This is a genomic window from Maribacter corallii (genome assembly GCF_047345415.1).
GTDB lineage: Bacteria > Bacteroidota > Bacteroidia > Flavobacteriales > Flavobacteriaceae > Maribacter_C.
This window is the reverse complement of sequence record NZ_JBLFEP010000001.1, coordinates 1,011,218-1,023,765: the sequence shown is the minus strand read 5'-3', so window position 1 is coordinate 1,023,765 and position 12,548 is coordinate 1,011,218. Positions and strand designations below refer to the sequence as shown.

12 protein-coding genes are annotated in these 12,548 nt (G+C 44.0%); 9 read left to right on the top strand and 3 right to left on the bottom strand.

Annotated features, from left to right (window positions below):
- Window positions 1–113: 113 nt before the first annotated feature.
- Window positions 114–1,181: a Kelch repeat-containing protein gene (locus ACKWCA_RS04720; RefSeq protein ID WP_413976985.1), complete on the top strand. Its 1,068-nt coding sequence runs from the start codon at window positions 114–116 to the stop codon at window positions 1,179–1,181.
- On the opposite strand, the gene ACKWCA_RS04715 is transcribed toward ACKWCA_RS04720, so the two are convergent.
- Window positions 1,182–3,749 (bottom strand): zinc-dependent metalloprotease, encoded by a 2,568-nt coding sequence (locus ACKWCA_RS04715; RefSeq protein WP_413976984.1) that lies wholly within the window; start codon window positions 3,747–3,749, stop codon window positions 1,182–1,184.
- A 122-nt stretch (window positions 3,750–3,871) separates the two neighbouring features.
- Complete coding sequence (locus ACKWCA_RS04710; protein WP_413976983.1) at window positions 3,872–4,627, bottom strand: sulfite exporter TauE/SafE family protein; 756 nt, start codon at window positions 4,625–4,627, stop codon at window positions 3,872–3,874.
- Window positions 4,628–4,703: 76 nt separating this feature from the next.
- Here ACKWCA_RS04710 and ACKWCA_RS04705 point away from each other — a divergent pair, with 76 nt between their 5' ends.
- From ACKWCA_RS04705 to ACKWCA_RS04695, 3 genes are read left to right on the top strand one after another with little or no spacing between them, the layout of a single operon-like run.
- Window positions 4,704–6,515, top strand: coding sequence for a sodium:solute symporter family protein (locus ACKWCA_RS04705; RefSeq protein ID WP_413976982.1), 1,812 nt, complete (start codon window positions 4,704–4,706; stop codon window positions 6,513–6,515).
- Window position 6,516: 1 nt separating this feature from the next.
- A complete protein-coding gene (locus tag ACKWCA_RS04700; protein WP_413976981.1) occupies window positions 6,517–7,602 on the top strand; it encodes an acyltransferase family protein in 1,086 nt (361 codons plus the stop codon).
- 2 nt (window positions 7,603–7,604) lie between these two features.
- On the top strand, window positions 7,605–8,219 hold the full coding sequence (locus ACKWCA_RS04695; RefSeq protein WP_413976980.1) for a hypothetical protein: 615 nt from the start codon (window positions 7,605–7,607) through the stop codon (window positions 8,217–8,219).
- 8 nt (window positions 8,220–8,227) lie between these two features.
- On the opposite strand, the gene ACKWCA_RS04690 is transcribed toward ACKWCA_RS04695, so the two are convergent.
- Window positions 8,228–8,812 carry a riboflavin synthase gene (locus ACKWCA_RS04690; protein WP_413976979.1) on the bottom strand — a complete coding sequence of 195 codons (585 nt, stop codon included), beginning with the start codon at window positions 8,810–8,812 and terminating at the stop codon, window positions 8,228–8,230.
- A 58-nt stretch (window positions 8,813–8,870) separates the two neighbouring features.
- Between ACKWCA_RS04690 and pdxA the strand changes: the two genes are divergently transcribed.
- The 5 genes from pdxA to accB all read left to right on the top strand — a co-directional run bounded on the left by pdxA (window position 8,871) and on the right by accB (window position 12,519).
- On the top strand, window positions 8,871–9,917 hold the full coding sequence (gene pdxA / locus ACKWCA_RS04685; protein WP_413976978.1) for a 4-hydroxythreonine-4-phosphate dehydrogenase PdxA: 1,047 nt from the start codon (window positions 8,871–8,873) through the stop codon (window positions 9,915–9,917).
- A gap of 163 nt (window positions 9,918–10,080) precedes the next feature.
- The gene (locus ACKWCA_RS04680; protein WP_413976977.1) at window positions 10,081–10,602 is read left to right on the top strand and encodes a YceD family protein; all 522 of its coding nucleotides are present in this window, start codon (window positions 10,081–10,083) and stop codon (window positions 10,600–10,602) included.
- A gap of 8 nt (window positions 10,603–10,610) precedes the next feature.
- The gene (rpmF, locus tag ACKWCA_RS04675) at window positions 10,611–10,808 is read left to right on the top strand and encodes a 50S ribosomal protein L32 (RefSeq protein WP_413976976.1); all 198 of its coding nucleotides are present in this window, start codon (window positions 10,611–10,613) and stop codon (window positions 10,806–10,808) included.
- 201 nt (window positions 10,809–11,009) lie between these two features.
- Window positions 11,010–12,005 carry a beta-ketoacyl-ACP synthase III gene (locus tag ACKWCA_RS04670; protein ID WP_413976975.1) on the top strand — a complete coding sequence of 332 codons (996 nt, stop codon included), beginning with the start codon at window positions 11,010–11,012 and terminating at the stop codon, window positions 12,003–12,005.
- A gap of 25 nt (window positions 12,006–12,030) precedes the next feature.
- Window positions 12,031–12,519: an acetyl-CoA carboxylase biotin carboxyl carrier protein gene (accB, locus tag ACKWCA_RS04665; protein ID WP_413976974.1), complete on the top strand. Its 489-nt coding sequence runs from the start codon at window positions 12,031–12,033 to the stop codon at window positions 12,517–12,519.
- Window positions 12,520–12,548: the final 29 nt, after the last annotated feature.

The window sequence follows — 12,548 nt, the reverse complement described above, 5'->3', positions numbered from 1 at the left end:
GGATAGCACAATAGTTTAAATGCTTCAATCTTTTAGCAGATCGTCTCTCGGGAAGTTTGGTCGTAGGGTTTCTTATTTATATATTTCGGTTGAACTATGAATACCCGAAAGCCATGATAAAGAACGTATTTTATTTGTTTTGCCTACTAGTCTTCATCAATTGTAAAGAAGATGCCAAAGGGGATACCCCATTACCGGAAACTGAAACTGATACGGAAACCGACACCGATACTGACACGGATTCGGAAACGGATAATGATACCACACCTTTCACCTGGCAAGCTGTAGTAGCCGCAGATGATAGTCAACCCATTCAGCGCCATGAGGCCGCTTTTGTTCGGGTAGGTCAGAAATTCTACTTATTGGGCGGAAGGGATATTCGTGCCGTGAGTATTTTCGATACCCAAGATGAAAGTTGGACCACAGGACCGGAACCGCCATTGGAACTACATCATTTTCAGCCCGTGGTCATAGAAGGCAAAATCTATATCATCGGAGCCTTAACCGGCGGATGGCCCAATGAAACGCCCGTAACACATGTGTATATCTATGATACGGCTACTGATTCATGGAGTCAAGGCGATGAGATTCCCGAAGCGCGGAGAAGAGGTTCTACGGGGAATGTCTTGTACAACGGAAAGGTGTACATCGCTTGCGGCATCAAAAATGGACATATAGGAGACCATAAAAAGTGGATGGACTTGTACGACCCGGCTACCGGTACGTGGGAGGTGCTGGCAGACGCCCCCCGGGCCCGTGACCATTTTCAGGCCGTTTTGGTCAATGGAAAAATCGTTGCTCCTGCAGGACGAAATACCGGTATATTTCCTGATCAGCCTTTTGGAGGTACCATCGCAGAAGTCGATAGCTATGATATTTCGAGCAATACGTGGGAAACCCTCCCCAATAACCTTCCCACCGTAAGAGCTGGTAATGCGGCTACCTTGTTTCAGGATAAGGTATTGGTAATCGGCGGGGAGTCTACAGCACAACAGAAAGCTCATGCCGAGGTCGAAGCCTTGAATCTGACGACCAATGAATGGGAAAGCCTTGATCCTTTATTGGAAGGGCGACATGGCACCGGTCTTGTTGAATATGAGGGAGCGTTATATATTGCCTCGGGTTGTGGAAATCGCGGCGGCTCACCAGAATTGTTCACCATGGAAAAATACGCGCAATAGCTATTCTTTGCCTTCTTCCTTAATGGAGATATCCTTTCGAAATGGAATGAACAAGGGGTCAACGTCATCCGTTTCCCCGACCACAGCTTCAATCTCTCGTTTGAGATAGTTCAAATGGGCGATAGTAAGTCTGTCTGTCATTACAGGCAACGTTCTTTTTATTTTCCCCTGCAAGGTCAACAGATTATCCAAAGCTAGCGATCGCACATCCGTGTTCGAGGTATACCCCTTCGATAATTCGGCCAAAAGTCCTTCAACAATACCTTCGGTAACATCTGGCTTGTACAACGCGATCATATTAGAAACATATGATTTTTGAAGTTTACGACGATACGCATTGGTTTGATAAAAGACATTCATATCGCCCCAGACCAGTTGGTTGAGATCATCGATATATTCTTCTGGGCGGTATGGATTCTCATCTTCATAGCGCTCTGAAATAAAGGTCATTCGGCTGATCCGGCTTCCCCCGAGCAAGTTGATCATCACACTTTCCATGGTCTTGGTGACACTTTCCTTTGATTGCGGTGAACGAATGGCATTGAGAATATCATTACGCATCAACCATTTGGGCTCATGAAAAATATAGGTATTGAGAAAGGCCAATGCCTGTTTTTGGAGTTGTTTGGGCACTGGGCGGTAGACTTCCCCTGTTTCCCCCATAGTTTTTGGGCTTACATAGATGCCTCCGATGTTTTTGGATACATGAAATATATAGTCACTGTATTGATTCACAAGATCCTTATAGATTTGATCCAGATTGGCGAAATCATCACTATCATTTTCTTTGACCCATTCTTTGATGCAAGGAGCGATACGTTGCAGATTGAGAATGCCGTACATACTGGCTTCCATCGCATTGTCCCCTAAATCCTCGGTTTGGGAGCGCGGATCAAAATCACGTCCTTCACCACCGAACCATAGCCTAGGATTATTTCCCACACTATCCACGACCATCTGGCTTAACAGCTCTTTTTCTTCCTTAGGCTCCAATGAGTCCGGAAATCGGGAATAACCCCATTGAATAGCCCATTTGTCATAGTCGCCGATACGAGGCATCAAGTGCTCCAAGGGAATGTTATCTTCAGGTTGCGCCACATAATTGAAGCGGGCATAATCCATGATAGAGGAGGTATGTCCATTTTTGGAAAGCCATTCGGCATCCCTTAGTTTTTCGACAGGCGTAGCAGAGCTTGATCCCATGTTATGACGAAGGCCAAGGGTATGACCTACTTCATGTGAACTTACAAAACGCACGAGTTGCCCCATGAGTTCGGTATCGAATTCCATCTGTTGTGCTCGAAAATCGACCGCGCCCGCCTGCACCATATACCAGCTGTGCAATAAATTCAATAGATTGTGGTACCAACCGATATGACTCTCCAATATTTCACCACTTCGTGGATCGACGATATTTGGTCCATAGGCATTTTTAAAAGGAGAGGCGAAGTAGCGCAGCACGGAAAAACGGGAGTCTTCGAGACTCATGGCCGGATCGTCTTCGGGCCATTCCATGCCGATGATGGCATTTTTGAAACCGGCCTGCTCAAAAGCAACCTGCCAATCATTGATGCCCTGTATCAAGTAGGGCCTCCATTTTTTGGGAGTGGCGGGGTCAATATAGTATACAATGGGCTTTTTAGGCGCTACCAGTTCACCGCGTTCCCATTTTGTGATATCCTCAGGCTTTGGTTCTAAGCGCCAGCGGTGGATATAGGTGTTTCTGTCCACTTTTTGTTGGTCATCACCATATTCCAGATACGAACTTGCAAAGTACCCCACGCGGGCATCGAAATGGCGTTTTTGCATCGGTTCTTGAGGAAGAAGAATAAAAGAGTTGTTGATTTCCAAGGTGACCACCCCCGCCAAAACGGCCGCAGGCAATTGCTTTTTTCGTTTCTCCTTACTAGATTTCGCTTTATAGGTCTTCACCGTTTTTATTTCGGTGTTTAATGGGAACGAATTGATCTCGTTGATATATGACTTATCTTTCTCCAGACCCAATAAACGATAGGCCTCCTTTTTTTGGCTGCTTAGTGCTAGTAATGGGTTTTCACTATTGAGAAAATCGGTGACTTCGATGAGGTGCGAAGCGCGCTTTTGATCACTTACCTGAATTTCAAAGGCCTCGAGAATGGGGGTGATATTAGAATTATTGACCGCCCTCGAAATCGCGTCGTTTTCGTCGGCGGCGCTGACTAAAGTCGCAATTCTTAGGAAGATTTGGTTCGTCGGACTCTTTTCAAAAACGATGGTATTCTCCGCTATTTTTTCGCCGCCGTAATTTCGGGCACCGGAGGGGGTCTTTATGAAACGGGTAACCACTAGAATTTCGCGATTCAGGAGACTATCCGCAATTTCAAAGTAGAATTTCCTTCCGACTTGATGTACATTGAGCAAGCCCTGTTGTGAGATTGCATCCTTCGGGACGAAATCGGAAAAAGACGTTCCCTTTCCAGGTGATTTCGTGTTTTTGGTGATGGATGTTTTTTTCTTCCCTGTAAGACCAAGAGTACTACATGAACTTACAGCGAAAAAAATACAGAAAAGCAATACGAACAGTCTCATAAGTAGCGAACGTTTCTATAAAGTGTTTCGTATGAATTGGGGTCGGGTCGGATATCGATTTAACACAATTGGGGTCTTATCGATAGAAGGCAAGATACAATTATTGCCCAAATCAATCAATTTTACCGAAATAAAATCAGTAGCGCACCTAAGGCGGTCAGCACCAAGATCATCTTTCGGTAGAAATCCTCTTTGATTAGTTTCACTACTCTGATACCTACAAAAATACCCAATATGATTCCTGGAATAAGCTTGAGATCGAACAGGAACGTGTCGAGTGTTATCGTTTCCCAAACAAAAATATGCAGCGGAAGTTTTAAGATATTGACGATGAGAAACAACCACGCAGCCGTGCCGATAAATTCATTCTTGGGCACCCGCATCGCCAGAAAATAGATATTGCTAAATGCCCCGCCAAGATTACCGATCATGGTCGTAATACCTGCGATGGTGCCGACGATTCCTGCGAAAAGCCAATGGGTCGGGACAGCTTTCGACTTCCGTCTATCCCACCAATACATCATGACAACACTGACCAGAATAATTATGGCCATTCCGATTTTGAACGTGGCTTCGTCTAAATCGTTCCCAATAAGAACGCCAATGAGGATACCAACCAATATCCAAGGTAGGAAACGAAAAATGTACGACCATTTGGTGTGTCGGTTGTAGTAGATTACCGCGAAAATATCTCCAAAAACCAAAAGCGGTACTACGATTCCGGTCGACTCTTTCGCTTCAAAAGCCAAGGCCATAAGGGTGACGTTGACAATAGCAATCCCCTTTATCCCCGCCTTTGAGAAGCCAATGACCACAGCAGCCGTAAAGGCTAGGGCCCAGGCGGTAATTGAAATAGTAGCGGCATCGAAAAAAATCACATGTAAGGTTTAGCGGTCAAGCTGCAAAAGTATTCTAATTTATTTTATCTTTAGACGCTAACGAAACCACCAAACTATGGAATTAAGTACGCTCGACTACGGTTTTATCGTGGTTTTCTTCTCACTTGTTTTAGGAATAGGCATTTATGTTTCCAAAAAATCGGGATCTAGTTCTTCCGAGTTTTTTCTGTCGGGAAGAACCATGCCGTGGTGGTTGTTAGGTATTTCAATGGTCGCGACGACATTTTCAACTGACACCCCGAATTTGGTAACGGACTTCGTACGAACCTCTGGGGTTTCCGGAAACTGGGGTTGGTGGTGTTTTCTTTTGACCGGAATGCTCACTGTTTTTGTATATGCAAAACTATGGAGGAAATCTAACGTAAAAACGGATTTGGAGTTCTATGAACTGCGCTATGGGGGAAAACCAGCGAGTTTTTTGAGAAAATTTAGAGCAGTTTATCTCGGTGTTTTTTTCAATGTGGTTACGATGTCGGCCGTTACTTTGGCGGCCATTAAAATAGGAGGGATTATGCTGGGTCTTGAACCTTGGGAAACCGTGGTAGGTGCTGGATTGATTACGGTTGTTTTTAGTGCCTTAGGCGGATTTAAGGGTGTTGTATATACGGACTTTCTACTATTTTTTGTGGCTATGGCAGGTGCCATTGGAGCGGCTTATTACCTAGTGAACATCCCCGAAGTGGGAGGGCTTCAGAATATAATTTCCAATAATTTGGTTCAGTCTAAAATGGATATCCTCCCCGATTTGAGCGATACAAAACTGGTCATTACCGTGTTGGTCATTCCCTTGGCCGTGCAATGGTGGAGCTCTTGGTATCCTGGAGGAGAACCCGGAGGTGGTGGATACATAGCCCAGCGGATGCTCGCGGCCAAAGACGAAAACCATGCCATAGGAGCGACCTTCTTCTTCAACATCATGCATTATGCGTTGCGTCCGTGGCCATGGATTTTGGTCGCTTTGGCTTCTTTGGTGGTGTATCCTGATATTGCTAGTATAGCGGAAGCCTTTCCAAATGTGCCCGCCGATAAGTTGGGTCATGATTTGGCCTATTCCGCGATGTTGACTAAACTGCCTAGTGGTCTTTTGGGCGTAGTGCTGGCGTCATTGATCGCCGCCTATATGAGTACGATATCCACTCAATTGAATTGGGGGTCATCGTATTTGGTATTTGATTTTTATAAAGAGCAGATTAACCCAAATGCCTCAGAAAAACAAATGGTAACCGTAGGAAGGTTGTCAACGGTAGTTTTAATGGTGCTAAGTGCACTTTTGGCGCTGGCGATGCAAAATGCCATGGATGTTTTTGACCTCTTATTGTCGTTTGGAGCCGGAACGGGGTTGATTTTTATTTTACGCTGGTTTTGGTGGCGTATTAATGCATGGACTGAGATTTCGGCCATGTTCGCTTCGGGAATCTTGTCCATTTTGATTGCCACAACTTCCTTAAAAGAAATCCTTTTCGGTGTAGATACCGGTCTTTTCCCTGACTGGGCAGAACTGCCCTTTATCATGATCGTTACCACCATTATCTGGGTTACCGTAACATTTGTGACCCAGCCGGAATCAAAAGAAGTATTAAGAAGCTTTTACCTCAAAATACAGCCTGGCGGGCCCGGTTGGTCAAAAGTGGTCGACGAAGCTAAAGCCGATAGTGTTGACATCATAAATACAAACGAAAAATGGAGCGTTCCCTCAGGAATAGTTGCGATGCTCTTAGGGGTTGCACTCATATATTCTTTAATGTTCGCGACCGGGTATTGGATTTACGGTAGGACTACGGCAGCATTGGTTTTGTCAGCTGTGGCGGTACTTTCAGGATTCTTATTGATCAAGGCCTGGGGTCGAATGAAGGAAAACATTTTGTAAGATGAAAGACAGAATACTATCCGTTGATATTTTTAGGGGAGCGACCATCGTTCTGATGATTTTGGTGAATACGCCAGGTACCTGGTCTGCGGTCTATGCCCCATTTCTTCATGCAAAATGGCATGGATATACCCCAACGGATTTGGTGTTTCCCTTCTTCTTGTTTATTGTAGGAACCTCTATCGTGTTCGCTTATAAGAACAAAGTCGCCGATTCGAACACTTATAAAAAAATTACGATCAGAACACTAAAACTGATTGGGTTAGGCCTTTTTCTTGGCGCGTTTACGCTGAGCTTTCCTTTTTTCAAGGACTTTGCCGATATCCGTTTTCCCGGAGTTTTGCAACGAATTGGAGTGGTCTTCTTTTTCGCATCGATTCTTTTTCTCAATTTCAATTGGAAAACCTTGGTCGGAATCGCGATTTTCTTCCTTATCGGGTATTGGGTGCTTATGACGATCATTCCCGTGGAAGGGGTGGAATCAACTCTGGATCGAGCACCGAATAATTTGGCAAACTGGTTGGATGTCAAGGTCTTCGGAACACATAACTACAAAGCTGATTATGATCCCGAAGGATTGTTAAGCACTATTCCGTCGATTGTAAGTTCGCTACTAGGTATTTTTACAGGGCTCATTTTGACCTCCAAACAAGAGAAAAAAACAAGGATTTTAATAGGAGTCGGAGGCGCCATGCTCATCATAGGGCATGTGTGGGATATTTTCTTTCCGATCAATAAAGCCCTCTGGACAAGTAGTTTCGTGCTGGTTACCGCGGGTTGGGCCAATCTCGTTTTAGCGTTGATCTATTATTTGACCGATGTGAAGGGCATTCAATTCGGAAGTATCTTTAGATATGCCGGGGCCAATGCCATTGTGGTTTATTTCTTATCCAGTTTTATCAGTAAGATTATGGGCATGATCAAAGTGGGCGATACGTCGCTACATGGCTGGCTTTTCAATACCGTTTATGTGCATGATTTCATGTCTATGCAGCTCTCTTCGCTGCTCTACGGTCTTACCGTAGTGACTTTTTATTGTCTTTTGGCATATATTTTGTACCAAAGAAGACTATTCTTCAAAGTATAGGTATGAATCACATCTTGAAATCGGCAAGGCTTTTGCTAGCAATCCTTATGATAGGGGTATGGCCTTCTGAAAGTAGCGCCCAAAATGACTTTCAAGAGGGATATATCGTCACCACCTCAAACGATACGCTATACGGTTTGGTAAAGGATCGGAAGACCGGATCGTTTAGTGGGCTGTTCCGTAAGATACGGTTCAAAGGAAAACGGGGCAAAAGAAAATATAGTCCGAAGGAAGTACAGTCCTATACCAGAGGGGGCAATACTTTTGAGACGTTTCAGCTCATCGGTACCGGAAGGTTTTTCGATGATGACTATCGTATTTCCGCAAATGGCGAATACCAGTACCTAAGGGTCGTCGAGAAGGGGTATCTCAGCTACTATCTTTTGGAATATGAAGAAGACGATTCGTCGTATGTCGATACCATTGCCTATTTCAAAAAGAACAATGAGGATAGATTCATTCGGGTGAATCAAGGATTATTTGGTTTGAAACGAAAAAAGTTGAGTAGCTATTTTTCGGATTGCCCTGAATTGGCCGAACGTATTCAAAACAAAAAGGTCAAGCATCCTATTGATATCGTACACTTCTATAACAAATGGAAAGCCGATAGTTTGTAAAACCGAACCTAGCTCCCCATCAATTTAGCTACATATTTACCAATGACATCAAACTCCAAGTTAACCACAGTGCCCACGGTATAGGTGTTAAATCGGGTATGCTCATAGGTATAGGGAATAATAGCTACGCTAAAGCTGTTCCTTGCGGAATCGACAACTGTCAAACTCGTACCGTCGATGGTAATTGAACCTTTTTCAATAGTCGGGTTCTTGGTGGCCGGATCGTATTCGAAACTATAAAACCAACTTCCATCCTTTTCATCCACAGCAGTGCAAACCCCGGTTTGATCCACATGCCCTTGAACAATATGTCCGTCAAGGCGACTTCCTAAAATCATTGCCCTTTCGAGATTGACTTGATCGCCTACTTGTAAGGTATTTAGTGCCGTTTTTTCAAGTGTCTCTTCAATGGCGGTCACCGTATAGGTGGTTTCATCTAAAGAAACAACGGTCAAACAAACTCCGTTATGGGCGACACTTTGGTCTATTTTAAGCTCTTGGGCCAATGGGGTAGCAATAGTCATATGAAGATTGCCGCCTTCTTTTTTCAAATCGGCGACCTCACCCAAAGTTTCGATAATACCTGTAAACATGTTCCGTTTTTATTGCCTAGTTTTGTGTCTTATTCTAGTCACAAAGGTATAGAATATCATGGAGGAAACTGAAAAAATAAAGTTGGGGATATCCGTCGGGGATTTAAACGGAATAGGCTGTGAAGTCGCCCTGAAAACCTTTGTAGATTCACGTATGCTCGATTTTTGCACGCCTATTTTCTTTGCTTCCAGTAAGACTATAGCCGCCCAAAAATCAGCCCTGAACATTGAAATCAAGTACAACGGAGTTCAAGACGCCGCGGAAGCGATCGATGGAAAAATCAACGTGGTCAATGTGTGGAAAGAGATACCGGAACTTAGGTTCGGGGAGGCTACCAAAACAGCCGGAGAATTTGCCATAAAATCGTTAAGAGCGGCCACTGAAGCCCTGAAGAACGAGAGTATCGATGTCTTGGTTACTGCGCCCATCAATAAGAATACGATTCAATCGGAAGACTTTAACTTTCCGGGCCACACTGATTTTTTGGCACAAGAACTCGAAGGGGAAAGCCTCATGTTCATGGTCACCGATGACCTTAAAATAGGCCTGCTGACCGACCATGTTGCTGTAAAGGACGCTCCGACGGCCATTAATCCCATTTTGATACGAACAAAAGTCAGAACCATAGAGAAATCACTACGAATGGATTTCGGTGTCCGTAGTCCGAAAGTAGCCCTGTTGGGGATAAATCCGCATAGCGGTGATAACGGTACCATTGGTGAAGAAGACGAGGATATCTTGAAGCCGGTAATCAAAGAAATGTCCGATGCTGGTCATTTGGTATTCGGTCCGTATTCCGCGGATAGTTTCTTCGGATCGGATGGTTTCAAAAAATTTGATGCAATTTTGGCCGCATATCATGACCAAGGTCTGATTCCTTTTAAGACATTGTCCTTTGGCACCGGGGTCAACTTTACCGCGGGGCTAAGTCGTGTGCGAACTTCCCCAGATCACGGTACGGCCTATGAAATAGCGGGTAAGGGCCAAGCAGATCACAGTTCGTTTAAGGAAGCAGTGTTCACCGCGTTGCATATCTTCAAGAACAGAAAGGAGTATCAGGGCCTAACTGAAAACGTATTGCAAAAACAACGGGCAAGACGATAGGTTCTCCCTTAAGAATATAGGGGGTTTGAATGCCTAAACGACGAATTTTATTTCCTAAATCTTCTATTGCGAAGTATTAAAATAATAGTATCTTTGCACCCGCCTTGAAGCCATCTTTTGTAGAAGGACAAGTAGGGCTGACGTAAAAAATCGGTGTGTTACGATGAAAAAAAGGGAGTTTGAGATTCCTTTCTCAGGATTAAAGCAAGGGAGGCACGAGTTTCATTACGTCATTGAAAATGAGTTCTTTGAATCTTTTGACTATACGGAGTTCAACGCTGCGAACATTAAGCTTACGGTTTTGATGACAAAACTAAGCACCATGTTAGAGTTGGAGTTCGCCGCAGAAGGGATAGTAAATGTCGATTGTGACCGCAGTGGAGAGCCTTTTGACCAAGCTGTCTCAGGCAAGTTGGAGTTGATAGTGAAATTTGGTGACACCTTCAATGATGAAGACGATGAAATCTTGATTATTCCACATGGAGAGCATCAGGTTGATATCAGCCAGTATGTCTATGAAATGTTGGTGCTGGCCGTTCCTAGAAAGAGAGTACATCCCGGTGTTTTGGATGGAACCTTGAAGTCGGAGGCCCTGCAAAAGTTAAAAGAACTGCAACCAAAAGAAAATAAAGATAATACAGATCCCAGATGGGACGCTTTGAAAGATTTAATAACGGATAAATAAGTTGTAAAATGGCACATCCTAAAAGAAAAATTTCCAAAACCAGAAGAGATAAGCGAAGAACGCACTACAAAGCGGTCGCTCCTACCTTGGCTACAGATGCTACAACTGGTGAAATGCACTTGTATCACAGAGCACATTGGCATGAAGGAAAATTGTATTATAAGGGTCAGGTACTTGTCGATAAGACAGAGGAAGCCGAAGCATAATACTGCAAATCAAAAACATATGAATACTCCTGTTACTTCAAGCAGGAGTTTTTTTGTTCAAACAGCTTTCATATACATGATTTATATGGTTACTGTTGCACTTTAAAAATTCCCATTTTTCAATCAAAAGTCATAGAAAATCAGTAATTTTCCGCAATTTTGAACCATTTTTCGAAGATTTTTTGACAAAATCACTTTAGAATGAGCAAACTAAGTGCAGCTATCACAGCTGTGGGGGGCTATGTCCCTCAATTTGTAATGACCAACCAAATGTTAGAGGAAATGGTCGATACCAATGACGAGTGGATAACCACTCGCACGGGTATTAAAGAAAGAAGGATTCTCAAGCCGGAGGAAGGTGAAGGTTCTTCTTTTCTCGCGATACAAGCGGCAAATGACCTGTTGGACAAAAGGGGTATAAAAGCGGAGGAAATCGATTTGATTATGGTGGCGACCGCCACCCCGGATAGTATGGTGGCGTCCACAGCGGCCTTTGTAGCCTCTGAAATAGGTGCGACCAATGCCTTTGCGTATGATTTGCTTGCAGCCTGTTCAAGTTTTCTTTTTGGCATGTCAACGGCTTCAAGTTATATTGAATCGGGGCGTTACAAAAAGGTACTGTTGATCGGAGCGGATAAAATGTCTTCCATCATCAATTATAAAGACCGTACCACCTGTATTATTTTCGGCGATGGTGCCGGTGCTGTTCTATTTGAGCCGAATGACGAAGGTCTAGGGCTTCAAGATGAATACCTCAGGGCTGATGGCTCTGGAAGAAAATTCTTGGGCATGGAAGCTGGCGGGTCGCTCTTGCCAGCCACTCATGAGACCGTAGATGCGAAGCAACACTATATTTTTCAAGACGGCAAGTCCGTTTTTAAGTTTGCAGTATCGAATATGGCGGACGTTGCCGAAAAAATAATGGTTCGAAACAATCTGAAAAACACTGAGGTCTCCTGGCTCATACCACATCAGGCGAATAAGCGTATTATCGATGCCACCGCAAAGCGAATGGGTCTCGATGCGTCAAAGGTGCTAATGAATATCGAAAGATACGGCAATACCACATCAGCAACCTTGCCATTGCTACTATACGATTACGAAGACAAATTGAAAAAAGGGGATAATCTCGTATTTGCCGCTTTCGGAGGAGGTTTTACCTGGGGGTCTATTTATTTGAAATGGGCATATAACTAACTAATTGAGCAAAAAACAACATCTTATGGATATTAAAGAAATTCAAAGCCTGATCAAATTTGTGGCCAAATCGGGCGCTAGCGAAGTAAAGCTTGAAATGGAGGATATCAAGATAACGATCCGTACCGGCTCCATTTCCGGAGGAAACGAAACGGCTTACGTGCAACAAATACCTGTGGCGCAGGCACCGGCACAAATGGCGCCGCCACCGCAGGTAGAAGCTCCGGCACCTCCCAAGGAAGCCGCTTCCAATGAAAGTGCGGATGATTTGAAATACATTACCATTAAGTCACCGATTATCGGTACGTTTTACAGAAAACCAGGACCAGACAAACCATCCTTCGTAGAGGTAGGTACTGAAATCAGCAAGGGCGATGTGCTTTGCGTCATTGAAGCGATGAAACTCTTCAATGATATTGAATCGGAAGTTGCAGGTAAAATCGTCAAGATATTGGTCGATGATTCCTCGCCGGTCGAGTTTGACCAACCCTTGTTTTTGGTAGATCCATCATAAGTTGAATCCCAAATTCCAAAAAACGAATT

Coding starts and splice junctions, on each gene's coding strand:
- ACKWCA_RS04720 (WP_413976985.1), top strand. CDS start 114: ATGATAAAGAACGTATTTTATTTGTTTTGCCTACTAGTCTTCATCAAT.
- ACKWCA_RS04715 (WP_413976984.1), bottom strand. CDS start 3,749: ATGAGACTGTTCGTATTGCTTTTCTGTATTTTTTTCGCTGTAAGTTCA.
- ACKWCA_RS04705 (WP_413976982.1), top strand. CDS start 4,704: ATGGAATTAAGTACGCTCGACTACGGTTTTATCGTGGTTTTCTTCTCA.
- ACKWCA_RS04700 (WP_413976981.1), top strand. CDS start 6,517: ATGAAAGACAGAATACTATCCGTTGATATTTTTAGGGGAGCGACCATC.
- ACKWCA_RS04695 (WP_413976980.1), top strand. CDS start 7,605: ATGAATCACATCTTGAAATCGGCAAGGCTTTTGCTAGCAATCCTTATG.
- ACKWCA_RS04690 (WP_413976979.1), bottom strand. CDS start 8,812: ATGTTTACAGGTATTATCGAAACTTTGGGTGAGGTCGCCGATTTGAAA.
- pdxA (WP_413976978.1), top strand. CDS start 8,871: ATGGAGGAAACTGAAAAAATAAAGTTGGGGATATCCGTCGGGGATTTA.
- ACKWCA_RS04680 (WP_413976977.1), top strand. CDS start 10,081: ATGAAAAAAAGGGAGTTTGAGATTCCTTTCTCAGGATTAAAGCAAGGG.
- rpmF (WP_413976976.1), top strand. CDS start 10,611: ATGGCACATCCTAAAAGAAAAATTTCCAAAACCAGAAGAGATAAGCGA.
- ACKWCA_RS04670 (WP_413976975.1), top strand. CDS start 11,010: ATGAGCAAACTAAGTGCAGCTATCACAGCTGTGGGGGGCTATGTCCCT.
- accB (WP_413976974.1), top strand. CDS start 12,031: ATGGATATTAAAGAAATTCAAAGCCTGATCAAATTTGTGGCCAAATCG.